Source organism: Paenibacillus shenyangensis, assembly GCF_000346635.1.
Taxonomy (GTDB): Bacteria; Bacillota; Bacilli; order Paenibacillales; family Paenibacillaceae; genus Saccharibacillus; species Saccharibacillus dauci.
In genome coordinates, this window is the sequence record NZ_AOIG01000008.1 from 25,955 (window position 1) to 51,271 (window position 25,317).

The following is a 25,317-nucleotide window of genomic DNA, read 5'->3' on the forward strand; positions in this document are numbered from 1 at the left end:
TTTTTGATATAAAAGGTGAAAGGCAGATGCAAAAGCTTACTCTTTTTCTTCGCCTTTTTTCTTCTTACAATGATAACAGTTCAATAAAAGCTTTGTAAAATATGGGAGTGTAGCTTATGATCGCAAAAAACCTCAAAATGATTCATCCTCTGGCCTGGACGATTATTGTCGGGACGATGTTTGGACGACTCGTCACTTCAATGAGCATTCCGTTCCTCGCTATCTATCTCACCTCCACACTAGGCGTATCCGCTACACTGACAGGTATTATCGTCGCTGCCAGCTCACTGGCCGGTGTGTCGATCAGCTTCTATGGCGGTTATATTTCGGACCGGATTGGACGCAAAAAGGTAATGCTCGTCTCGGTGTTCTGCTGGGCTGCCGTATTTTTCGGATTTGCCGGCGCGCATGCAATCTGGATGTTTTTTGTTATGAATGTACTAAATGGTCTGTGCCGTTCGGTATTTGAACCTGCTTCCCGCGCGCTGCTATCGGATACTACGCCGCCGGATCACAAGCTGCTAGTCTTTAATCTGCGCTATGCCGCTATTAATATCGGTGTCGTATTCGGACCTATTCTTGGTCTGCAGCTGGGCTCAGCCAAGTCTACTTTTCCATTTGTGATTGCAGGATTCGTGTATATTCTGTATGGACTGGTACTGGTACTGCAATTTGCTGTCCACCGCGCTGCGCTGCCTGCTCTCTCGACTGCTGCACCGCCTAAGATTCGCGAAGCTTTTCGAATCACTAGCAGAGACCGGGTATTCCTGCCGGTGTTGATCGGAACCACCTTTTGTGTACTTGGTTACGGTCACTTCAGTTCAACGCTCGCACAGTACTTGTCATTGACTCCCGATTTGGAAAATGGCAGTCGCATTTTCTCCTATATGCTGGCGATGAATGCTGCTGTTGTGCTAATCGTCCAGTATCCGGTAGTACGCACCGTCAGCCGCTTCCGTCCTGTTGTTCCACTGATTCTTGGCAATATTCTCGTATCGATCTCTCTGCTAATTTTCGGCATGGCACATAGTCTGATTGCTTTTATGATCGGTGTGTTTATTTTTACTGTAGGCGAAGTGCTGCTATTTACAATGATGGATATTCTGATCGACCGGATTGCCCATCCCGAATGGAAAGGCACTTACTTTGGTACAATCGGATTCAACAATATCGGTAACGTGGTCGCACCGGTAGTCGGTGGATTGCTGATTGATCGTTTTGCCTTACAGAGCGGTATTGTCGTTTTTGCTCCGCTTGCGCTGCTCACGGCGGTAGGTATTCCTTTTCTGCTGGCAGCACATAAGCGGCTGACGATCAAAGAGCAGAACGAAGCCCCTGTTGTCCGATCCTCAGCGGATTCCGCTTCATAAAATATTGATTACATATAGCCTGAATACTTCTTGAATCCGTAATACCGCTTCTTGATTCGTAATACTGCTTCACTTATTGTAAATATGGCTTGATCCGTCTGCTGCTTTAGCCCGACCTTCCCTTTTTGTGGAGTCGGGCTTTTGGTTTGTATATTATTTTTCCCGATTGCATAGCTGCTTCTTTATATCTGATTACGGTGATATGATGTATATCCGGCTTTATCTGATACTGACTAGAAATAGTTGGAATATGTATTGATTTTCAGGTGGAAATGGGAATAAATTTATCTTGATGTCTGACTAATGTTTGAGCATACTTTTGCTTAAATTCCTATCCATCCGGGCAAAAATTAATAAATTATTCACAATTTAATGACGTAATTTTAAAAAAAGTCATTTCATTTCCATTCTTCAAAATTAAAATGTTATGATAAAGTCACAACAATCGAAACGGGTGACAAATACAGAGATGAATAATCAACCAAACCAAAGTGCAAGTGCACAAGTGAATTCCATGCCCGCGATCTTTTTTGCTACGATCAAGACGGGTATTATCAAGTCCAATCTTATAGCGATGTTCGCCGGGTTAAGTATGGCGCTCTACATCTTTAACGTATCTTTTATAGATCATATCTGGGCGATCATTCTTGCCTTTGTTGGATCTTCCCTCGTCATCGGCTCTGCCGGGGCTTTTAACAATCTGTATGACCGGGATATTGATGCCATTATGGAACGGACCAAGACACGGCCAACCGTAACCGGCAAAATGGATACCCGAACCGGTCTGACGATCGGGATTACAATGAGTATCTCGGGCGTGATTCTGCTCTACCTGAGTTCACCGCTCGCCGCTTTCTTCGGATTCCTGGGACTGTTCCTGTACGTGGTTCCTTATACCATGTGGACCAAGCGCAGAACGATCTATAATACCGAAGTCGGCAGTATCTCAGGCGCCGTACCTCCACTGATCGGCTGGGCTGCTATTTCCAGTGATCTGGGACATTTCGAAATCTGGGCACTCGTAGCTACGATGCTGATCTGGCAAATGCCTCACTTCTATGCGATTGCGATTCGTCGATTTGACGAATACAAAGCGGCCGAAGTACCAATGCTGCCGGTTGTCAAAGGTATCAAACGTACGTATGTGCAGTCGAACTTTTACCTGGTACTGCTGATTGTATCCAGCGTAATGTTCTGGCCGCTGAGCCCTTATATTGCAGGTGTTGCTTTCCTGCTGAGCCTATTCTGGCTGGTGTTCAGCGTACGCAGCTATCGCAAGGATGATATCAAGGACTGGGCCAAGAAAATGTTCATCTTCTCCCTCAACCATATCACATTGCTATTCCTGATCATTATCGCTTACTCTCTGATCGCACAGCTGCTCAAGTAATAGCGAATGCATTTTTCAGGAATGCTGATCATCTACTTTGTATAGTATGAAGTAATCAATGATTACTATCTGCCGAATAGATAAGTAAAAAGGAAGTACCGATGTTATAATCGGTACTTCCTTTTTTGTGTTGACTACAGATTGAACGCTAGATACGAGTCGTCGGAAGAAGTATCACCTATTGCAGCAATAGGTGAGTACGATCGGACAGCAGCATGCATTCTTCAACCAATTCCGGCTGCTGTTCGATAAAATCAAGCCAGGCCTTCACCAGATATAATCGATGCTGCTCTCCCAGCACCTCTCTTTCCATCTGCTGAAAGGAATACCAGCACTCCCTGCGAAACTCGTCGGATACCTTCATCTGATGCAGCAGCAGCTTGGAACGATACAGATTCTCCTGAGCCTGGATAGCCTCGAGCAGTACTTTGTTATTGGAGACCCGGATTTTCCGCTTGAGCTGGTCCCAATTCCAGAGTGGATCACCATGCTCATCTTTCATTTCATAAATAACGATATTCATCATCTCAATCAACAATATACTGAGCTGATATTCTGTTTCCTGCAAAGTTGGCGTATTCTTTACTGCTCCACTCTGCTGCTGTCGCAGGCTTCGATCTGTCGTATGACTCAATTCCTGCTGGGACATGATACTCATATACATCTCAATGTACCAGGCCAGCTTGCGTTTGGCATCCAGTCTATAGTCACTATACATACGAAATATGCCATGCTGAATATCTGCGCTGCCGCTCCGACCTGTAAACAGCTGATCTGCTGCATCCATCACACTTTGTTTGCTATCCATAGGGAATCTCCTCTCCAATACAGGATATAGACAGAAACAGACGGGGGGATGTCTGTTTCTGCTTTAGCACCACTCCATGTGTCTGTTCAGTCAGCGGAGAAGCGCTTCTATTCAATTGACATATTTACTATTCATAAGCATCTCTTGCATCTTGATTATTATCATTTCGCTTACAATGTGGAATCGGATGGTGCAGAGTTGTGCTTATCCATTCTTTGCTGTTTGCGTTCCGCTTTACGCGCCTGCCGTTTGTCTTTGGCACGTGCAATAACCATATAGAGTGACGGTACAACGAACAGCGTCAGAATGGTAGAGAAAATAAGACCGAAAATAATAACTACGCCCAGTGGACGGAACAGCAGTTCACCGATTGTAGCGATCGGAATCATACCTACGATTGCCGTCAATGAAGTCAGAATAATAGGACGGAAACGTGCAGATGCTGCCTGAATGACGGCTTCTTTCAGTTCCATACCTTCATGCCGGGCATCCTCGATAAATTCGATAAATACAATACCGTTTCGGACGACAATACCGGCAAGCGCAATGATACCCATGATCGCCATAAAACCAATCGGAGTACGGGTAATAAACAATCCAAGTACCGCTCCGGCAGCTGCCAGGTATACGGTAGTCATAATGATTAATGGAATTGACAACGAGTAGAACTGAATAACAATCAGAACAAAGATAATAAAGATGGCGACGACAAACAATTGTCCCATATCTCCAAACGTATCTGCCTGATCTGACGTCTCGCCGCCAACTTCGAGCGTATATCCTTCCGGAAGTTTAACCTGATCCAGTTTAGGCTGGATCTCTGCCATTACTTCGGTCGCTGTACGACCATTCACTTCGGCTTCAACTGTGTTTACTCGCTGCAGATCATAACGATCAATCTGTTGGATCGAGAAGGAAGGCTTCATACTGACAATCTGTGATAAGGGAATTTGTTCCTTGGACGAATTGGTAATATTCGTTTTCTGGATCAGGGATTCCGGACTTTCTTTATCGGAACCATCCAGATACAGTTTTATATCAATCAGATTCTCTCCATTATCAAAGTCCCCAAGGCTTATACCGCTGCCCATCATGAGTAGCGTCTGGGTTAATGTGCCATAGGTGACTCCATAACGATCCATAGCTTGCTTATTCACGGAGAAATTCAGTCCATAGTTGTCATTGCCCATCGTATCGGTAATGCCATAAGTGCCTGGCGTATCTCCAATAACCTGCTTGATCTGATTGGTCAGTTGACGAATCTCATCCAGATTATCGCCGGTAATACGTATCGATACCGGCTTGCCTACCGGAATACCAACAGCACTCCCTTCGACTGAAGTCTCTATACCGGGATAGTCTTTCTTCAAGGTGGCAGACCACTGGCTGGTTACGGCCTCAATATCCATATTCTCATCACCAACAACAAGAATTTGTCCATTGCTGCTTCCGCCACCTCCGCTTCCACCCAGATTACTAAATAGCAAAGGAGCTCCGCCGCCTGCAGCATAAGCAATATTTTCTACATTTGGCTGTTTTTTTACCCAGCCAGCAATGCTTTGTACAACGCGATCTGTTTCTTCCAATGCTGTACCGGAAGACATACTTATATTAACGGTCACCTGTTTTTCTTCCGAAGTCGGGAATAGTTCAACAGGTGTCAGTGCAGCAAGTCCATACACAGCTGTACTGATAATCAGACCTACCAAGGCTACCAGCAGAGGCTTCTGCAGTACTCTTGGCATCAGGCGATGTGCATAACTGTCGGTTACCGCCTGAATCTGCTTGCCCAACAGGCCTGCAGGACGGTTCACACGCCGCTTGCCTCTTTCCATCTGACGTTCTTCATACCATTGACGGAAAATAGGAATAATGGTCAAGGACATAATCATGGATGCTAACATACACAGAGAAATGACAGCCGGAATCGGCAGGATAAATGCTCCCATATCGCCTGGCAGGAACATCAGCGGCAGAAATGCCGAAATGGTCGCAAGTGTCGCTGTAATGATGGAAACGGCGACTTCCTTGGTTCCTTTGATCGAGGCATCTGTCGGACTCTCACCCATATGAGACAGCCGGCGTTCAATATTATCATTGACGACAACCGCGTCATCTACGAGTATACCGAGTACGATAATCAGACCAACAATTGTAATCTGATTGAGTGTAATCCCCAGACCCGGCAGGAAAATCAGACCAAGTGCTATCGAGATCGGTATCGCCAGCGCTACAAACCCGGCTGTCAGCAGATTCATGCCCAGTGTACAAATAATAATAACAGCGATAATCGCTATAATCATTTCCTTGATTAAGGAGTTAAAATTTTTGGTTACCTGATCATTCTGGGCGAACAGTGGTGCCAATTTAACGTTGGCAGGCAGTGTTTTTTCCAGAGAATTAATCTTGGCGCTTAATCCTGCATCCATATTCGGTACATCTGAACCAGTCTGACTGCTGATATCCAGTGAGATAGCCGGTGTACCGTTATAATAGCTGAGCTGGGATTCTTTGGCCTGGGTCAGCTCCACTTTGGCAACGTCTTTGAGATAGACCGGAATACCTGCTTCGGTCTGCTGGACGACAATATCATTCAGCGTTGTATAATCCACAGACTTGTCTACCGTAAGCTGATAGATTCGATCATCATGAGTCAGATTACCTGTAGGTACACGGTTGTTCGCCGATTGGATCGCCTGCTGTACCGTCTCCCATGAGATTTTGTACTGCTGCAGTTTGGCTGGATCAATATTGATGCGAACTTCCTGATTCGGAATCCCTTTGATATTGACCTCGGTAATTCCCGGTACAGAGCGCAGCTGATCCTGCCAGGTATTCATTAATTCACTTAGCCCGTAAATATCCTGCTTGGTTTTGCCATAGATAATGTAAGATTTGATAAAGGATTGGGTCAGATTATCATTGACCACAGGTGTATCTGCATCCTTTGGCAGTTGGGATTGAGCGTCTTCCACTTTGCGGCGCAGTTCATTCCAGGTATCTGTCGTGTCGGCGTCTTCGTTGGCCTGCACCGTAATAGTAGAGACACCATTACTGGAAGTGGACGTGATTTTCTTGAGATTGGAGACTTCCTTGATTTTCTGCTCCAGAACTTCTGTGACGGTCTGCTCCATTAGCTCGGGAGTAGCTCCTGCATAGGTAGTGGTAACCATGGCTGTTTTGACGACAACGTCCGGTTGCAGCTGACGAGGAAGCTGGGTCAGCTGGGTAACTCCCACAATAATGAGCATAACGAAGAACAATAGGGTGATTTTGCGCTTTTTGACGAAGTACTTAATCATTGGCACTTGCCTCACTGTTGGCAGCGGAGGAATCAGCCGGCTTACTGCCAGGCTTTGGATTGGCCGCCTGGCTGACAGTCAACTCATCTCCATTGAACAGACGGTCTGCTCCACGTGTAACGATTTTGTCTCCTACCTTGATTCCGCTTGTAATCTGATAGTTGTTATTGTAGATTTTACCAAGTGCAACAGGAGTTTTGACTGCTTTGCCATTTACAGCCTTGAATACATACGGCTCACTACCAGAGCTGATAACAGCCTCGGTCGGCAGCAGAATTCCCTGCTCGGCAGATACCTGACGGGAAGCTTTAACAACCTGACCCGGTTTCCAGTCCCGTTTGGGGTTATTGATTACAACTTCCACATTGATGGAACCGGTACTTTCATTCGTTTGCGGATTTAGCTTGGTCACCTTGCCGGTACGTACTTGATCATACAGACTAATGCTGACTTGCTGTCCAACTTTCCATTGACCAATATCACTGTCGGCAATCGGTAGCTGCACTTTGAGACGATCAATCTCGCCAATCGTAAACAGCGGGCTGCTGCCACTCTGCGCAGAGGTCCCTCCACCGGCACTTACTGTCTGTCCAACCGTAATACTTTTAGTCAGAATTACACCGGATGCCGGTGCTTTGAGGCTAGCACGAGACAGATTCAGCTGTGCTGTCTTTTTGGCAACGAGCTTCTGCTCATAACCGGCCTGGGATTGCTGCACACTGGCCTGGGCCTGTTCTACAGCAGCATTTGCTTTGGCAACACTGGCTTGGGCATTTTCGATACCGACCTGTGCTTCCTTGACTGTAGCTGCTGCCTGGGCACGTTCGGATTCGGTCGCTCCTTCCTGTTGAAGGGACAGTTTGGACTGGGCATCCTGAAGTGCAGTTTGCGCATCAGCCAGTGCCGTTTGTGTTTTCTCATATTCCTGCTGGGTCAGCAGTCCGTTATCCAGCAGTGTTTTTGAACGAGCTTCCTCGGTTTTGGCCTGGTTATAGGCGTTTTGTGCTGTTGTTACTGCATTCTGTGCCTGTGCTTTCTCCTGGGAGCGGGCACCTGCCAATACATCCTGCTGACTGATCCGGGCACTTTCTACTTTGGCGCGGGCAGAAGACACACCGGCTGCTGCAGATTTCTGGCCGGCTCTTGCATCGCTGAGTGAAGCACGTGAGCTGGCCAGAGCGGCCTGTGCGGCTGCTACATCCTCGTTGGCTGTATCCAGCGTCAGCTGCAGATCAGCGGTATCCAGTCTCGCCAGTACAGAGCCCTTGGTTACAGAATCACCGATGTCACCATTGACGGCTATTACAGTTCCACCCGTCTGGAAAGCTGCAGGCGTCTCATCATAAGCTGTCAGCGTACCGGACAGATCATAGGACGCATTCAGCGGCTGTTCCTTGGCTGCTGTTACCTCTACTGAATTGCTTGCTGATTCTACTGCAGGTTGATCTGCAGAACAGGCAGTTAGACTTACAGCCAGTACAAGCGCTGTAAAAGTCATAGGCCAATGTTTTCTCATAATTACAATATCCTCCCCTAAACCTGTTTATTGTGTATAGGGTGCTCATTCTTCAGATATACCATCCGAAGAAATACACCTACCAAGCTATAGAGGTTTTTAAGTTGAATACAAAGACGTTGATTTTTCAAATTATCGCATCACTCTTCTGATTTCAGTAAATCAGTGAATAAGTGATATCTGATGAACAGTGTTCTTTACGGATCTCTCTCCACGATAAAGCCGACAAAATCACTATCACAACGCTTTACATATAGTTCTCTATGCTCCTGTATTCAGGATAGCAGAATCGACATTTTTCGAAATCGTCCGTAGGTACATTTGCCCGTTTGCCCTTTTGGGCAATTCAGCTCTGCCCTTTGGACGGAGCATAACAAAAAGCACCTTTCCATTGCGGAAAGATGCTTTGGCGATACTGATTGGTTTGAAAATTATATAGGTCGTATCCTAATCAGCATACAGAACGAAGCTCTCTGAATATCCATCTGCTTGCTGTGCATGTTATCCCAGATGTACCAGTCCGCGTTCGATTGCGATTGCGACAGCCTGAGCACGCGAATCCACACCCAGCTTGTTATAAATATTGGTGAGATGCGCTTTGACCGTACGCTCGGAGATACCCATATCAAATGCAATATCCTTGCTGCGATGACCGTGGGCAATCGCCTGAAGTACAATTTTTTCCTTTTCGGAGAGAACAGGAATATAACCTGCACTGGAAGTATTAGAGGCAGATGTATAAACTGCTGTCCTGTGGGCTGCAGAGGTATTGGAACGCACTCTGGCCTGGAATACAGCTTCCATGATTTCCGGCTGCAGCAGCGTCTCTCCCCGGATTGCCGAATCCAGGGTACGGAATAGATTCTCTCGTTTGGAATCCTTAAGCAGGTAACCCTTGGCTCCCATCGCCAATCCTTTTACCATCAGATCATCTTCATTATATGTTGTCAAAATAACGACAGGTATCCTGCAATCCCGTGCATGAAGCTGTTCAATAGCTTCCAGCCCACTCATAACCGGCATATTCAGATCCATCAAAATCACATCCGGCTGCAGTTCCATTGCCAGCTCTACAGCCACTTTGCCATTCTCGGCTTCGCCGATCACATGAAACTGTTCACTCGTTTCCAAAATTAGCTTAAGCCCTTCCCGAACGACAAAATGGTCGTCGGCTATAAGTATGTTGTATTTCATCCTGACCTCCTAGTCGAGAGGAACTTCTATTCTAATATGCGTACCATGCGGTAAATAGTTGGTAATCGATAATTTGCCATACATAATACGTACCCTTTCCTGAATACCGATCAATCCATAATGTCCTGACTGCCGACCAATCTGCTCGGGATCAAAGCCCTTGCCATCATCTGTAATCTCAATCAGCAATTTGTTGTTAATATTCAATATGTTGAGCTGTACATGCTTGGCTTGGGCATGGCGGGTAATATTGGTCAGGCACTCCCGAATGATGTGTATGCTATGTTCGGTGAGTAATTGCGGCAGATCGCCAACTTCTTCCACTTTGTCAGCGACTGAAATGCCTGTAGCTTGTGTGAATCGCTCAAGCTCTGCACGTACAGAATCAGTAAAACCGAGACTACCTACTGATTGCAGGCGAAGATTGTCAATCGCTTCTCTCGCTTCTGCGAGGGTACTTCGTGCATTTTCCATCGAAGACAGTACAATCTGCTGAGCACGTGCATGGTTCTGATTGGATAGATGTACACTTATCGCTTCCAGCTGCATAATAATACCTACCAGTCCTTGAGCCAGCGTATCATGCAGATCACGCGCCATCCGCTGGCGTTCATTGGCAACCGTCAGTTCTTCAACCTGACGGTGCGCGATTTCCAGATCCTCCAGAAAATTCTGGGTACGCATACGTGCATAATACTGCTCCAGCATCAGATTAACGAGTCCAATTACGATCATGCACATCAGCGTAAGCATAACCAGCGGTGGAATCAATCCAGGCACTGCATCTATATACAGGGCAAACAGCGTCATAATTGTGTAAAGAACAATCATAAAAAGAATAATGTGAAGCTTTTTGTAATAGATATAAGCAAACTGCCCTACCAGCAAAGGAAATAATCCTACCATAATAAGACCATACATATACATAGCCATGTACGAAGCAGCGCATAAAATCGCCAGCTGAATCGTAAAATATACCCAGGCATGTCTACGGGTCATAGGAACAAAAAACCAGGTTAATATCATAAAAGTAAACAGCAACAAATTCAGCGAAGCAATATGAATTGCACTGATTTTCGCTAAGGTCTGGATAATACTCATTGCACTAGTAACAATAATGATCCACAATATCATCAGTTTTCTGGCATGCTGGGCAATGCCGGAAAGGTAGTGGCTATTTTGCATAATTTCACCCTTTCAAATTCCTATTTCATTATATCAAGAATTTGTGGGAAGATATTGTACTTTTGGGCATGCCCTTTTCTATCGCTACTATTTTGCAAAACCTGCTGTTTCGGGATACAAAAAAAACCGACATGAAGTCGGCTCTTGTGTATATCGTATTTCAAATGATGAATGTTTAATTCCACACTCTTTATTCTTGTATCCTGTTTTCATTCTTAACCAATACAGACAGATCGCCTACAAATACCTTTTCTTCCTTGTCATTGTAGGTAGACAGTGTAACCGTCACAATCCCTGTCTGGTTACGCTTCTCCTGCAGATCGATTACTTCTACTATAGTATACAATTCGTCACCCGGATAAACAGGCTTGAGAAATCGGATATTGTTCATAGCTGTACCAGCAATAACATCCTCACCATAGCTGCCGGTCTCTACCCAGAGTTTGAATGAAATTGCCAGCGTTTGGATACCAGAAGCAATAATTCCTCCAAATCTACCCTCTCCGGCTTTCTTTTCGTCCAGATGCATATACTGTGGATCAAACTCTGAAGCAAATTCCTTGATATTCTCGGAAGTCACCTGGAGTGACTTGGTTCGAAAGATCTGTCCAATATGAAATTCCTGATATTGCATGTTACACCTCATAATTCACATAATAATAAAACCATTGGGATCTCCATAAATCCACTTTAATATATACCATGTATTATTCTGTTATGTCATCACAGCTTGGTAATTACGGCAGTAGAATCGGGTATCCACTTGCATCACCGGAAACTTTTCAGGCAGCTGGTCCATCGTAACCGGTACAAACTCATTTTTCTCATAGAAACGATGTGCAGCTTTGAACTGCTCGGTCGTCCCCAGATAAATCTGCCGGATCTGATGTTCTTCCGCCCATTGCAGTGCCTCCTGAAGCAGCAGTTGGGCTGTCTGATAGGTCTTGCCGCGATAATCCGACGCCACAAACATTTTTCGCAAGGCTGTCTGTTCGTTGCCAATATCCAGCAGTGCAATCGTACCGACAACCTTGTCTCCGTGTAATGCTACCCAGAAGTTTCCGTTTCCCTGTTGGTAAAATTCACGGATATTCGCCAGATCCGGCTGATCCTCCTGACTAATCGGAATCTGGTACTCGTTGCGCTGAATATTGACGATCAGCTCAGCAATCTGTTCACGGTATGTATCCTGATAGAACTTAATGATTACTTTGTTATCCATGAACACTTGCCCCTCTCCTATCGTTATGTCACTCATGCGATTCATTATAGGAAGTCGATCCAGATTGTTCTGCTGTCTGTATATTATTTTTTCTATAATAAGGCATCATACAGCCGGGATCAAATATCATACACTGCCCAGAAGATTCCTTGCTAATCTCTGTAAATGAGACATCACTTCCTGATAAGGCAAAGGACCATAGCTGATACGTGACACTCCCAGATCTGCCCATTCCTGAACAGAAGACACCGGACGACTCAGCATAATATTGACGGGCAGTTCCGATTGATGACACAGCGCCGAAATAGCACCCGCATCGGTTAGTCCTGGAACGAATAGACCACTTGCTCCAGCTTGGGCATAAGCATCTGCTCTGGTTAATACCGCTGTTACTGCTTGATTCAGAGCAGCTCCGGATATCTCTTCATTCATTTGCAGAAAAATATCCGTACGGGCATTAATAAAAAGTGGCATACCGTATCGGTCGGCAGCTTCACGAGCGGCAGCGATGCGGAGACACTGTTCCTCGATCGGATACAGTTGGTTCCTGCCCATGATCTGATCTTCGATATTGATTCCGATCGCGCCTGCGCCGAGTATTCTACGAACAGTATGACCAACTTCTTCGGGATGAATACCGTAGCCTCCTTCAATATCAACAGATAAAGGAAGATCAGTCTGCCGCCGTATTCGTTCAATATTGGCAACAACATCATCCAGTGGCATTGCCTCGCTGTCCTGCATACCATGAGCAGCTGCAACAGACCAACTGCCAGTAGCAATTGCCCTTGCACCTGCAGCCTGTACAGCAGCTGTGCTGCCTGCATCCCATACATTGACCAGCACTAGTGGATCACCTTTGATATGTAGAGCATGAAAATGTGCAGCCTGTTCCTGTAAGGTAGTCATGATCAATCCCCCTTCTTTTCTAATTGTAGCAGCCATTCTTTGCGGGTAAGACCTCCGCCGTAACCTCCCAATTCTCCATTGGCATTAATCACACGATGACAAGGAATCACAATTGCCAGCTGATTGGCACCATTTGCGCGGGCAACTGCGCGAAAGGCCGAAGGATGTTCCAGCGCTATAGCAATCTGACCATATGAACGCGTCTCCCCTGGTGGGATTTTCATTAATTGCTCCCATACCTGCTGTTGAAAAGGCGACCCCAGCAATGCCAGCGGTGTTGTAAATACAGTAAGTCGCCCTTCAAAATATTCGTGCAGTTCCTGCTCGATCTGGCGAATCGGAGCGGTTATTCCCGGCACGATAGCACAGCGCAGCTTTTGCCGCAGTCGCTCTACCTCACGCTCCAATCCGCGCCGATCTACAAATTCCAGCAGATACAAGGCTTCTTCGCTGGCAATAGCAATCATGGGTCCCAACATCGTATCGATCCAGGAAGCTTTTAGCACATGATTTTCATTCACCAGTGTTGGAGCAGCACCCATAATACGGGCAAACGCATCACGAAAGCCACTGCTGGATTCGTAACCCGCCGATAACTGGGTATCGATAACCGACTGCCCGGAGCGAATATTTTTGAGGGCGAGTCCCATGCGACGAGCGCGAGCATATTCCACAAAGGTCATGCCAAAGCGCTTTTTGAACTGCCTGCGGGCGGTTGATTCATCTACTGCTAATGCACGAAAGTCTGCTTGGCTCCATCTTTTCTCGGGATGCTTCTCGACCTCTTCGACCAACATACGAATGATATCCGATACCTGATTGGGATGAGACAGTGGTCGACAGCGCTGACAGGGACGATACGAAGCCAACAATGCTTCCTGTGCAGTCCGGTAAAATTCACAATTCTCGAACTTGGGCTTGCGTGCTGGACAAGTCGGTCGGCAGAATACACCGGTCGTTTTTACCCCGACATAGAACAGACCTTCATATTCCGTCTTTTTGTCCAGCAGTGCCTGATAGTATTCGTGATGATGCTCGGTAGATATCATAGCTATGCTCCTTATTTGCAATGTCATGCTCATATTATAAAGCATGCTATACAACCATATCGCCGAAATTCAGGCATTGATTCTTGGTACGTTACTGCAGGTGAATATCACCAAACCATATAAAAAAGGCCATCCGCCGTAACCAGGTTATGCAGCGGATGACCTTATCAAATTTTAGTTAAAATTAAAGCTATATTACAAAAGAATAGAAATCAGTATAGGCAACGAAATGAGTGACAATACTGAACTGATTACAAAGGAAGAAGCCGTCTCGACTTCGAGTGTCTCAAAGCGTGTCGCAATCATGGCTGCTACTGCAGATCCCGGGAAGGATACGAGCAGAACTGCCATCGTAATATCGGTAGCTGACAGACCGAACATCAGAGCGATCAGATAAGTCAGTACTGGAAGCGCGATAACTTTGAGCAGCGAAATGCTGATCGCATTGGCACTGAATTTGATTTGATTCAGACCAATCGTTACACCGATCGCAAATAATGCCGCACCGGAAGTAATATCACCGATCTGATCCAGGGAATCCTGCAGCAGCTGCGGCGAATGGAATCCAAACAGGGTCAGGATTACACCGATCAATGGCACACAGGCCAGCGGCTCTCTCAGACCATGCAGAATAGAATGAATGGTCAACTTGAACAGATTCTCCTGATGACCGCTGTCATGACCTGCCTGGGTCTTTTTGCCGACCGAACTAACAATGGTAGCTATTGGATCAAGCAGTGCATTGACTACCACCCCGGTAATAGCAATCGGGATGGCTACTTCAGCCGGACCGAACAGACTGCCCAGTACGGGAATGCCCATAAATGCAAAAGAAGGCTGCGTAGAATTCAGAGAGAAGATCGACGATGTGTTCAGATCTTTTTTGAAAAGAAGACGCATAACGAGCAGCAGAATGACATAAAAACCGATGATACCAAGGAACATGGTCATGAAAAACGGCCATTTATCGATCAGCGTCTGCTTGCTTGTAGTCGTAATACCGATGAACAGATGCGCCGGCAGCGCAAACTTGGTCACCAGGGTGTTCAGGCCTTTGGATGAAGCGGGATTGAATACTTTGAAATGCCCACCCAGAAAACCCAGTATAATGACAAAGAAAATTGGAATTAATATCACAAAAATATGACCGACTGACATGATACAGGACCTCCATCTTATTGTTACAACTTATCCCCATAAGGGCAGACTGCCTATCCATAGCGGATAGGCAACCTGATTGGTACATGGGTTCTACCTCATCCCCCGTCATCTCTACGAACAGACGGTGAACCCGGCTTACTCTAGACAATTGGGGATTAGACAGCTTGTGTAACAGCAACCGATTTGAGTGTTCTGTATACAGGATGCCACATGGCATCTTTGACAGCCTGTTCCACATTTTCCGGTGTATTGCGGGCAACTCCATCCTGGATAGCCGCATTGGCGACAGCGACAGCGACGGCAAAGGATACATTTTGCAGCTCATTCACACGAGGCAGCAGCGGTGCACCCGGCTCGGAAGAATCAACAGCATTCGCTACGGCATCGGCTGCAGCCGTGAACATACCTTTGGTAAATACAGTCGCTTTGGCTACAATCGCACCCAGTCCCAGTCCCGGGAATACAAATGCGTTGTTGGATTGTCCGATCTCGTAAGTCACACCTTTATAAGCTACTGGTGCAAACGGACTGCCTGTAGCGATCAGCGCTTTGCCATCAGTCCATTCCAGCAGATCCGCCGGAACCGCTTCGGCCAGCGAAGTTGGGTTGGACATTGGCATGATAATTGGACGCTCTACATGCTTGGCCATTTCCTTGATAATCTCTTCGCTGAATGCTCCGGTTACACCGGAAGTACCGAGCAGAATCGTTGGTTTGACCTGTTTAACTACTTCCAGCAGACTGATCTTGCCGTCTGCTTCTACAGCCCAGCCTTCGACTTCGGATGTTTGGCGGACATAAGGCTTCTGGAATTCCAGTACGCCTTCGGTCGCATCAGTCAGCAATCCGCGATAGTCGTATGCCCAGAAGCGTCCTTCCGCTTCTTCCTGGGACAGGCCTTCTTTCATCATTGCATCCCGAATCTGGTCAGCGTTACCGATACCGGCAGCACCAGGACCGAATACGAGTACACGATGTTCACACAGTGGTGTACCGCTCACCTGTACGCCGGACATGATCGCAGCCAGTGTAACTGCTCCGGTACCCTGAATATCATCGTTAAAAGTAAGGAGTTTGTCACCGTATTTATTAATGATATTACGCGCATTGACATTACCAAGATCTTCCCAGTGCAGCAGCACATCCGGGAACAGCTTCAGTGCTGTCTGTACATAACGATCGACGAATTCATCATAACGGTCACCGCGAATCCGTTCATGACGGTTACCGATATAGAGTGGATCATTCAGCAATTTCTCGTTGTTGGTACCGGCGTCCAGTACAACCGGCAGTACGCGGCTTGGATCAATACCTACAGCTGCAGTGTATACAGCCAGTTTACCGATCGCAATATTGATACCGCCCACGCCCCAGTCACCGATTCCGAGGATACTCTCGGAGTCTGTTGCTACGATCAGGTCGATATCGCCAGGCTGTACACCGCTGTTACGGAATGCTTCTTCAATACCATCCATATTGTCAATGGACAGGTATACGCCGCCCGGTTTGTGGTACTGCTGGCTATATTCCTGAATGGATTGGCCGACAGTTGGTGTGTACACGATAGGCAGCATCTCGCTCAGATGCTCGCTCAGCAGACGATAGTACAATACAACATTACGGTTATAGAGATCGTTTAGCATAATATTTTTGCGAAGATTGTTGGGCTCGCTGTTTAATTGCTCATATACGCGGCTCACCTGCTCTTCGATGGTCAGAATCATAGGAGGCAGAATCCCGTTCAAATCCAGTTCTTTTCTCTCTTCAGCGGTAAAAGCCACGCCTTTGTTCAGAATAGGATTGGAGAGGATATCTTTTCCTTTCAAAAGAGTTCGGATCGATCCATCACGGTCAAGGTAAAAAGCGTTCATGGTTAAATGCCTTCTTTCTTACTTTTCTTTTTATTATTACTTTTCGTAAGCTCGTTGATCACATGTTTAATAATAGTATCATTTTGACATATTGTAAAGACTTTTTGCGAATATTTTCTATGATAAATTATTTTATCATAGCTAAAAACTATCATTAATTCATATATTCAAAATTTTACTTACGTTTCTGAAATAAAATATAATTTAGCATAACGCTTCCATTAGCTATATAGCAGGCAAAAATGATATATTCGTTGTATTGTTCAAATTAATGCTATAAATTATCATCATAGTTATAAGCAATGATAATGTTGGAAGCAAATTATAATTTAAACCAGGCTTGAGGAGTGTTACATATGGAAATCAGACAACTGGAATACTTTGTAGCAGTTTGTGAGGAGCTTCATTTTACCAAGGCTGCCGAAAGGCTCGGCATCACCCAGCCCACGCTCAGTATTCAGATCCGTACGATGGAAGAAGAACTCGGAACACTGCTGTTCGACCGGATCGGCAAAAAAATCACGATCACCGAAGCCGGTTTCATTCTACTTCGGCAGGCTCGCAGTATTCTATTAAAGCTGCAGGATGCATACGATGAGATTAATGGACTGCGCGAATATAATGGTGGAAATCTGGTTGTCGGCGTTATGGCTGCCGAACTGGATTACCGAATCACACCGATTCTGATCGATTTCCATCATCAATTCCCCAATATTCATCTCAAAATCTCTTCTGCAATTGAAGTCGCCGAGATGGTTATTAATAATGTCGTCGATATCGGGATTACATTGATTGAATTTACTGATCCGAGGCTGATTATTACTCCGCTGTATACGGAAGAATTCGTCCTGGTCGTCTCCGAGGAGCATGAACTGGCTAATGAGAAATCGGTATCACTGGAGACCGTATCTGCCCTTCCTCTAATCGCTTATCCGAAGGGATTCAAAGCACGCGAACTAATCGAGACTCATTGCCGGGAAAAAGGATTCAACCTGAATATTATTGTAGAGACATCAACCGCATCTTCCCTATACGGATTCGTCAAATCCGATGTAGGTGCCTGTCTGCAGCCCTACTCCCTGTCCAACTCGCTCAACGATCCAACACTGCGATTGATCAAAATCAGTGATTATCCACCAACACGGCAGATCGGAATTATTTATCGGACAGATAAGTTTCTCGGTGTAGCTGCCAAGGAATTTATCCGGATGGTGCAGGATAATCTGAAGGTAGATTGAAGTGATTGCACAGAACATAACAAAACCGCCTTGTTATATAGGCGGTTTTATTATGCGTTGTAAACGATCTGTCACATATTCCAAATTTCACTTACCTAATTTTGAATAAGTGATTGTAATCACAAGGTGGCCTCCAACAAGCGGCTATGCTGAATACATAAGCTTGAATTGCAGCGAGAAAATTCATCTCAGGAGGTAATACCCAATGACAACTCAATCCACTGCTACACTTGAATCCCAACCATCCATGTTCTGCTTTCAATGCCAGGAAGCCTCTAAAGGCACCGGTTGCACGATCAAAGGCGTCTGCGGCAAGCCACATGATGTAGCCAATCTGCAGGATTTGCTTATTTATACAATCAAAGGCATATCCTATCTTAGCAAAGATCTTCAGCTGAGTGATGAACTGAATCGCCGCATTTCCCTCATGATTACCGATGGTCTATTTACGACAATTACCAATGCCAACTTTGACCGTGAATTCTTTATCGATAAAATTCATGAAGCACTGGCTCTACGCAATGAAGTTCATTTATTCTGGCAAACCTGTATCGGAGCGACTCTTTCAGAGCCTGCGCATCTGCCGGATGCAGCAGTATGGAAAGGTTATACCGCTGAAGAGCTGGATGAGAAAGCACGGCATATCGGGGTACTTCGTACTGCCGATGAAGATATTCGCTCTCTTCGCGAACTGCTGACCTATGGACTCAAAGGTATGGCTGCCTACACGTATCATGCAGACCACCTCGGTTATGTCGACAACGGCATCGATCAGTTTATGCGTCAGGCACTAGCTGCTACGCTCGATGATACGCAAGGCGTACCCGAACTGCTCGCTCTCGCTATGGAAGCCGGCAAATATGGCGTCGATGCGATGGCACTGCTGGATCAAGCCAATACAACAACTTATGGTCATCCACAGGTAACCAAAGTAAATATCGGTGTCGGTCAACGCCCTGGTATTCTGATTAGTGGACATGATCTGCACGATATGGAAGAGTTGCTCAAACAAACTGCAGGCACCGGTGTTGACGTGTATACCCATAGTGAGATGCTGCCTGCGCATTATTATCCTGCATTCCAAAAATATGATCATTTCGTCGGCAACTATGGCAACGCCTGGTGGAAACAAACGAGTGAATTCGAATCCTTTAACGGACCAATTCTGATGACAACCAACTGTATCGTACCGCCCAAAGCGAGCTATGTAGACCGCATTTATACTACAGGCAATACGGGTTATCCGGGTGTACAGCATATTCCCGATGGTACAGATGGACATCCCAAAGACTTTTCCCGGTTGATCGAGCAGGCTCTCCAATGTCAGCCACCAACCGAAATCGAGACAGGTGAAATTATTGGCGGCTTCGCTCATAATGCGGTTATGAATGTAGCCGATCAGGTCGTCGATGCGGTACAGACCGGTGCAATCAAGCGATTCTTCGTTATGGCTGGCTGTGATGGACGAATGAAATCCCGTAGCTACTATACCCGATTTGCCGAAGAACTACCGCAGGATACAGTAATTCTGACCGCAGGCTGTGCCAAATACAAATACAACAAATTGAACCTTGGTGAAATCGGTGGTATTCCGCGCGTACTGGATGCCGGGCAGTGTAATGATTCCTATTCACTCGTCGTGATTGCCCTGAAGCTCAAAGAAGCATTTGGTCTGGAGGATATCAACGATCTGCCGATCTCCTACAATATTGCCTGGTATGAGCAAAAAGCCGTTATCGTTCTGCTGTCTCTGCTGTATCTGGGCGTCAAAAATATCCATCTCGGCCCTACACTGCCTGCTTTCCTTTCACCAAATGTAGTGAACGTGCTGGTCGAAAACTTTGGTATTGCCGGTATTACAACTGTTGAAGATGATATGCAGATGTTTATGGGCGCTTGATTTTCACTCGGGGTCAGCGGGTAATGGTAGGTAGACCTGTTTACAATCCAGAGGAGGTATAACCATGGCCAATGATCCGGAAAAAGTGAAAATTACAAGTCGTGAAGAACGTGAAGCGATTGGACGCAATATCAATGCAGGATTTGCCCGGGTGGAACGTGCCGAGTTAGCCGATGGAGCTACCGACATCCCAACCGGTCCTGTAGCCAAAGAACTGACAGAAGATGAGATTCGCGAACGCGTAGGCTCAGGCAATTTTGAAGCTGCCAAAAATGACGGTCAGACCGGCTCAATCAACAGCTGATCCAGCTGGTAGAGCATTAAAAAGCAACCCAATCATTAGTGCAGTATAGCATTGGTTTACACGACAAAAAGCACTGTCCAGCGTTAGATCGGTTATCCGATGACTCTCGCTAGATAGTGCTTTTTGCTATGTATAAGATTGCCCAATCTGCTAAAGATGAATTTACGGAATAGCAGTATAGGATTTTTCAATGCTTTTTAACTCTATACTTTTACAATAAAAATGTAGTTCTCCATTCTCATAATCTTCAATATAATATCTCATATCGGTATATCCACGATCATGAAGACTGTTTATTTTGAAGCCACTGATCTGGCATAATAACGATCCTGGTTGAAAATTCAACTGCTCAATATTGGTAAAACGAAGCATTACTTCATAATTTCCTGATTTCCCATGCAGCAGAAAAGTGATATCCACTATTGTAACAGGCTCATAATACGAATTAGGAGCAGTATATAAATGAAAACCGGATATCCATTCTAATCTGGAATACCAGTATTCCCCTATCAATTGCTGTGCCTGTTCTGCATTCTGAATATAATGCTCTGGTTGGATCAACCTAATGCCTCCTCTTTCAATGATTCTTTTACAGTATTATTTTATTCCCTTATCTATATGGTCATTTTATATAGACCTGCTTCACCAAGAAAGTCTGCTCTTGTCAGTCCCTGTTCTCCCAGAAATTCGCGGTAACTCTGTATCGTGCCATCATGACTGATAATAATCGTTCGTTTCGCCGGATAATGGGCGATCCATTCCATTTGCTTTGCAGCCAGTCTTGCAAACTCGGGCTCTGGCATTATGTTTATTCCTGAATCTCCGAGCTCATCTTGTTCTGTATATATCATCGACCATGCCGGGTAATTTTGCTGCAGCTCGGTTCTTGTCAGCAGACGATCGCACAGGAGTGGCTTCCACTCTGGATTCTGCGGATACATGCGAGGCCCTACAGCATGGCTAAGGTAAGCGTGAGCAATGAGGGAATGGTTGGTAAGTATAACTGCCGATTCGATAGTACGTACCATGGGACTGACGAGCAGCAGATCATCTGTTCCAATCTGCAACCCGGATTGCAAGCCGCTGATCTGCTGCTTCCCGAGTTCTGTCAAATGTGGATGTGTCTTATTGAATCGATCTGGCCCCGGCAAATTATGTTCAGCCTGCCCATGACGAATAAAAATAATCTCCAGTTTGCTCCCTCCTTTAAGATTAAATTCTTATACCTCTCTAATTATTATCAAAATCTACTTATCTATCCGATAGATTCCATTTGAATTCGGTAAACTGAGCTGTCAGGGTTTCTTTTTGATCAATATAAAAATCAGAGCTTATCGCAAAGGGGAGCTGCAACAGTTGTTCGAGTTGCTCCAGTGCTTTTTGCTGCTCCGGCTGTTCAATAATTTGTTGTAACCCTGCCCCGTATTCATAACCAAATATCTGTGCCAAAATACTAATATCTACATCCTGTTCTTCTATTCCATATTCTTGTCGCGTTTGACTGCACCAGGTATAGCCGGTTAATTTCTCTCCATTGGTAAACATGCCAATTTCCAGTACATCTTCATCAAAATAAGACAAAGTAAATACAGGAGCATTCAGATAAGAAGACAATTCTTCACCAAATTGCTCTGTCTCTCCCCAACCAAACCAGTCATTTAGAATACTGAACCATCCTGGCTTCTTTTCTGCGATATAATAAGTGTGTCTGGTACGCTCTGCCTCATCAATAATCTCCTGGTACGGATTGGAAGAAGTAACTGAACCGCTTACAGCGGGTTGATCTGCAATCATATCTTCCAGAGCATCCAGCAGTACTTGCAAATTACTGATTTGAACATGCACATTCCCGAGCTTGGCTCCCATTCTTGTCCTCTCCTTGTTACAGATATGGTGACAGAATTGACGGATTAAACATAATTGATAATGTTACGATAATGTTTTTACAATAACTTTCTGACTATATGTATTTGAACATCTCCATCATATCATATACTTTCCTATCGCTCTATTAAGCTGTCTATGCTGTTGAGAGCCAGCTTTTTTTACGATATAACTTCATATCTTACTTCTTACTTCTCACTTCTCACTTCTCACTTCTCAAATGATGTTACATAATTTCTATCACCCCCACTCTACTTATCTATATATATAAAAGACTACAGCTCACAAGAACTGTAGTCTTTTTTTATATTTTATGCCCGCTGGCTAATCACTTGAATCAATTCACTGCCCATCTGCTGATGAGCTGTTCAGCGGCTTCCCGGCCATGCTGTACACAATCGGGAATCCCGATTCCTCCATAGCCTGCACCACATAACCATACATCAGGTAAATGCGCTGCGAGAGAAGTTCTTACTTTATCCATTAAATCTCCATGTCCTACCGGATACTGCGGCATTGAGCGGTAACAGCGGCTGATCTCCACCAGATCTGGCTCTGCATCGAATCCGATCAGATCCCGTAGATCCCGGCGTACCGCCTGTACCAATTCTTCATCAGACAGGTTCGTCCAGTCTTCTGCACCTGCACGACCAATATAGGTACGCAGCAGCGTCTGACCGGCTGGAGCAGTATGCTGCCATTTGGTCGAGGACCATGTGCATGCGGTAATCATGCGATTTTCCTTGCGGGGCACGAGGAACCCTGTACCTTCGAATTCGTGCTGCAGCTGGTGATGCTTGTATCCAAGAGCAATATTCGCTACCGACACATAATGAATCTGACTTAGCTGCCGGATCTCGGGAATATCTCCAAGCAGTTCGGCTGCTGCATAAGCCGGAATAGTGCAAATAATACTGTCCGCGTCAATATTCTCTCCGCTGCTCAGTGTCAGGGTATAACGATGATGCTGTATGCTACTATTCGAGTCATCTACCGGATGAAACGTATCCGATGCAGCGATTCCTGTCACATGTTGCTGCATGCGGAATTGTACATGGCTCAGCGTGAGTTGCTCTTGCAGTCTACGAATAATAGCGGACAACCCCTGCTGATAAGACAAAAACATACTTTTGGATTTGGGCATAGACGACGTTGGAGATGAGGAGGATATACCGGATAGCTTGCTATCGCTTCCTGCATGGGTTCCGGCCTTTTGCTGAATTCTCTTGTTTGCGGCAGGTCGACGCAGCATCCCTCTGGCCATACCGATAATGAGGCTGTGGTGCTTCTTCTCCATTTGTCTGAACTGGGGAAATGTCGACAGTAGACTGAGCGAACGTGTATCTCCTGCGTAAATGCCTGCCAGCAGTGGCTCAGTCATCTGTTCCAGCACTTCACGACCCAATCGCCGTTCAATAAAGTCACCAAGCGCCTCATCTTCATCTGCCTGACGTGCAGGCAGTACCATATCGAGTACAGCTCTGGCTTTGCCCAGTGGAGAGATCAGACCGGTACGGATAAAAGGGCTAATCTTCGTTGGAATACCGAGCACCAGTCCCATCGGCATCTGATGCAGCTTTTTCTTATGCAAAATGTAGGCGGAACCTGCTTTTGGATTAGTAGGTACCAGCTGTTCACCCATTCCCAGATCATGAGTCAGATCGATAATCGGCTGTTTGCGGGCAAGGAAAGAGTCTGGGCCTTTTTCGATCAGGAATCCATCTGTCTGAACCGAATGAATTTTGCCGCCGAGACGATTGCTGCTCTCAATGAGCGTTATTTCTACCGGTATACCCTGCTGATCAGCAGCCTTTCGGGCATAATAAGCCGCACTCAGGCCCGTGATCCCTCCGCCCAGCACGACAATTTTGCGTATAGATGATGGTGTCATAGTATGTCTCCTCCTGTCCATGCTGCAGGTTGATACGCGCAGTACGGATCGCTTTCCAGATAATCGCCGGTCAATGCATACGCTCTTGCCCGCGAACCGCCGCACAGCTGCCGGTATTCACAGACTCCGCATTTGCCTTTGAGCAGTGATTTGTCCCGCAGCTGCTGCATCACCGGAGCAGATCGGTAAATATCGGCGAGATGCTGTTCCCGTACATTGCCACAGCTAAGCGGCAGGAATCCGCTGGGATATACCTCTCCCGTATGGCTAATGAATACAAACCCATCCCCGTCATTTACACCCTGAGGCGCACGCCCCAGCATATCCCTGCGTTTGCTGGCAGATGGACGGGAGACTCCATTTTCAGAAGATTGAACTATACTACGCTGCTGCTGAAGCACTACTCGTCGATAGTGTGGTGCTTCGGTTGCTTTGACGCCAAATGGCATTCGCTGCTGCAGCTCATACATCCACAGCATTACTTCTTCATGCTGTTGTGGGGTAATCATATCCTTTTCCATACCGCGGCCTGTCGGAATCAAGAAAAATACACTCCATAGTACCGCCCCCATCTGTGCGACAAGTTCTGCGATCTGCGGCAAATCTTCCAGATTGTAACGGGAGACGGTCGTATTGATCTGAATCGGGATATGCAATTCCTGCAGATAGCGTATCCCTTGCATCGTACGTTCATAAGAACCTGCTGTTCCGCGGAAATGATCGTGAATTTTTGCACATGAACCATCAAGACTGAATGCCCAACGCGATAATCCGGCCTCACCAGCTTTCTCTACTGCACTGCGGGTCACACGCGGAGTCGCACTTGGTGTCATAGACAGCGATAGCCCTTTATCCTGGATAGCATATCGTGCCAGCTCGTATAGATCCGGTCGCATCAGTGGATCACCGCCGGTAAATACAAACAGCGGCTCGTCAAACTCGCTGATCTGATCAATCAACTGTTTGCCCTCCTCCAGACTGAGCTGGTGCGGATCTGAATGATACTGCGCTTCGGCACGACAGTGCAAGCATTTCAGGGCGCAGGCACGGGTAACTTCCCAGATCACGATAAATGGATTCTGACTATAGTCCCGCTGCTTGATGGATGGCATCATGGCAATCC

At 46.0% G+C, this 25,317-nt stretch carries 21 protein-coding genes; 5 read left to right on the forward strand and 16 right to left on the reverse strand.

Translation table 11 applies throughout. The annotated features are described in order from the left end of the window. Nucleotides 1-116 precede the first annotated feature (116 nt). Both H065_RS0106845 and cyoE read left to right on the forward strand, forming a co-directional pair. Entirely contained in the window at nucleotides 117-1,370 is a 1,254-nt protein-coding gene (locus tag H065_RS0106845) for an MDR family MFS transporter (protein WP_017812286.1), read from the forward strand. Between the two features lie 469 nt (nucleotides 1,371-1,839). Next, nucleotides 1,840-2,760, forward strand: coding sequence for a heme o synthase (gene cyoE / locus H065_RS0106850; protein WP_081604070.1), 921 nt, complete (start codon nucleotides 1,840-1,842; stop codon nucleotides 2,758-2,760). 178 nt (nucleotides 2,761-2,938) lie between these two features. Here cyoE and H065_RS0106855 read toward each other — a convergent pair whose 3' ends face one another. The 11 genes from H065_RS0106855 to H065_RS0106905 form a co-directional block, all read right to left on the reverse strand. After that, nucleotides 2,939-3,568 carry a hypothetical protein gene (locus tag H065_RS0106855; protein WP_017812288.1) on the reverse strand — a complete coding sequence of 210 codons (630 nt, stop codon included), beginning with the start codon at nucleotides 3,566-3,568 and terminating at the stop codon, nucleotides 2,939-2,941. Nucleotides 3,569-3,738: 170 nt separating this feature from the next. Further along, nucleotides 3,739-6,870, reverse strand: coding sequence for an efflux RND transporter permease subunit (locus tag H065_RS0106860; protein WP_017812289.1), 3,132 nt, complete (start codon nucleotides 6,868-6,870; stop codon nucleotides 3,739-3,741). Further along, nucleotides 6,863-8,386: an efflux RND transporter periplasmic adaptor subunit gene (locus tag H065_RS0106865; protein WP_026136078.1), complete on the reverse strand. Its 1,524-nt coding sequence runs from the start codon at nucleotides 8,384-8,386 to the stop codon at nucleotides 6,863-6,865. Before H065_RS0106865 ends, H065_RS0106860 begins: the two co-directional genes overlap by 8 nt. 501 nt (nucleotides 8,387-8,887) lie before the next feature. Then, nucleotides 8,888-9,580, reverse strand: a complete 693-nt coding sequence (locus tag H065_RS0106870; RefSeq protein ID WP_017812291.1) for a response regulator — start codon at nucleotides 9,578-9,580, stop codon at nucleotides 8,888-8,890. A gap of 9 nt (nucleotides 9,581-9,589) precedes the next feature. After that, entirely contained in the window at nucleotides 9,590-10,681 is a 1,092-nt protein-coding gene (locus H065_RS25440; RefSeq protein WP_238557912.1) for a sensor histidine kinase, read from the reverse strand. 274 nt (nucleotides 10,682-10,955) lie between these two features. Then, the gene (locus H065_RS0106880) at nucleotides 10,956-11,399 is read right to left on the reverse strand and encodes a MaoC family dehydratase (RefSeq protein ID WP_017812293.1); all 444 of its coding nucleotides are present in this window, start codon (nucleotides 11,397-11,399) and stop codon (nucleotides 10,956-10,958) included. Nucleotides 11,400-11,480: 81 nt separating this feature from the next. Next, nucleotides 11,481-11,987, reverse strand: a complete 507-nt coding sequence (locus tag H065_RS0106885) for a GNAT family N-acetyltransferase (RefSeq protein ID WP_026136079.1) — start codon at nucleotides 11,985-11,987, stop codon at nucleotides 11,481-11,483. Between the two features lie 126 nt (nucleotides 11,988-12,113). After that, the gene (locus H065_RS0106890) at nucleotides 12,114-12,896 is read right to left on the reverse strand and encodes an isocitrate lyase/PEP mutase family protein (RefSeq protein ID WP_017812295.1); all 783 of its coding nucleotides are present in this window, start codon (nucleotides 12,894-12,896) and stop codon (nucleotides 12,114-12,116) included. Nucleotides 12,897-12,898: 2 nt separating this feature from the next. Further along, nucleotides 12,899-13,945, reverse strand: a complete 1,047-nt coding sequence (locus H065_RS0106895) for a bifunctional transcriptional activator/DNA repair enzyme AdaA (protein WP_017812296.1) — start codon at nucleotides 13,943-13,945, stop codon at nucleotides 12,899-12,901. 195 nt (nucleotides 13,946-14,140) lie between these two features. Further along, a complete protein-coding gene (locus H065_RS0106900) occupies nucleotides 14,141-15,103 on the reverse strand; it encodes an AEC family transporter (protein WP_017812297.1) in 963 nt (320 codons plus the stop codon). A 158-nt stretch (nucleotides 15,104-15,261) separates the two neighbouring features. Then, nucleotides 15,262-16,977 (reverse strand): NAD-dependent malic enzyme, encoded by a 1,716-nt coding sequence (locus tag H065_RS0106905; protein WP_017812298.1) that lies wholly within the window; start codon nucleotides 16,975-16,977, stop codon nucleotides 15,262-15,264. 356 nt (nucleotides 16,978-17,333) lie between these two features. On the opposite strand from H065_RS0106905, the gene H065_RS0106910 reads away from it, so the two are divergent. The 3 genes from H065_RS0106910 to H065_RS0106920 all read left to right on the forward strand — a co-directional run bounded on the left by H065_RS0106910 (nucleotide 17,334) and on the right by H065_RS0106920 (nucleotide 20,419). Next, nucleotides 17,334-18,215, forward strand: a complete 882-nt coding sequence (locus H065_RS0106910) for a LysR family transcriptional regulator (RefSeq protein WP_017812299.1) — start codon at nucleotides 17,334-17,336, stop codon at nucleotides 18,213-18,215. A 205-nt stretch (nucleotides 18,216-18,420) separates the two neighbouring features. Continuing rightward, on the forward strand, nucleotides 18,421-20,115 hold the full coding sequence (hcp, locus tag H065_RS0106915; RefSeq protein WP_017812300.1) for a hydroxylamine reductase: 1,695 nt from the start codon (nucleotides 18,421-18,423) through the stop codon (nucleotides 20,113-20,115). Nucleotides 20,116-20,179: 64 nt separating this feature from the next. Then, the gene (locus tag H065_RS0106920; RefSeq protein ID WP_017812301.1) at nucleotides 20,180-20,419 is read left to right on the forward strand and encodes a hypothetical protein; all 240 of its coding nucleotides are present in this window, start codon (nucleotides 20,180-20,182) and stop codon (nucleotides 20,417-20,419) included. Between the two features lie 162 nt (nucleotides 20,420-20,581). Here H065_RS0106920 and H065_RS0106925 read toward each other — a convergent pair whose 3' ends face one another. The 5 genes from H065_RS0106925 to H065_RS0106945 form a co-directional block, all read right to left on the reverse strand. Then, nucleotides 20,582-20,980, reverse strand: a complete 399-nt coding sequence (locus H065_RS0106925) for a hypothetical protein (protein WP_017812302.1) — start codon at nucleotides 20,978-20,980, stop codon at nucleotides 20,582-20,584. A 53-nt stretch (nucleotides 20,981-21,033) separates the two neighbouring features. Beyond that, on the reverse strand, nucleotides 21,034-21,612 hold the full coding sequence (locus H065_RS0106930; RefSeq protein ID WP_026136082.1) for a histidine phosphatase family protein: 579 nt from the start codon (nucleotides 21,610-21,612) through the stop codon (nucleotides 21,034-21,036). 58 nt (nucleotides 21,613-21,670) lie between these two features. Further along, nucleotides 21,671-22,285: a hypothetical protein gene (locus H065_RS0106935; RefSeq protein WP_017812304.1), complete on the reverse strand. Its 615-nt coding sequence runs from the start codon at nucleotides 22,283-22,285 to the stop codon at nucleotides 21,671-21,673. A 355-nt stretch (nucleotides 22,286-22,640) separates the two neighbouring features. Beyond that, entirely contained in the window at nucleotides 22,641-24,194 is a 1,554-nt protein-coding gene (gene hemG / locus H065_RS0106940; protein ID WP_017812305.1) for a protoporphyrinogen oxidase, read from the reverse strand. Then, nucleotides 24,191-25,309 carry a TIGR04053 family radical SAM/SPASM domain-containing protein gene (locus H065_RS0106945; protein WP_017812306.1) on the reverse strand — a complete coding sequence of 373 codons (1,119 nt, stop codon included), beginning with the start codon at nucleotides 25,307-25,309 and terminating at the stop codon, nucleotides 24,191-24,193. The genes hemG and H065_RS0106945 overlap by 4 nt, the downstream gene beginning before the upstream one ends. Nucleotides 25,310-25,317: the final 8 nt, after the last annotated feature.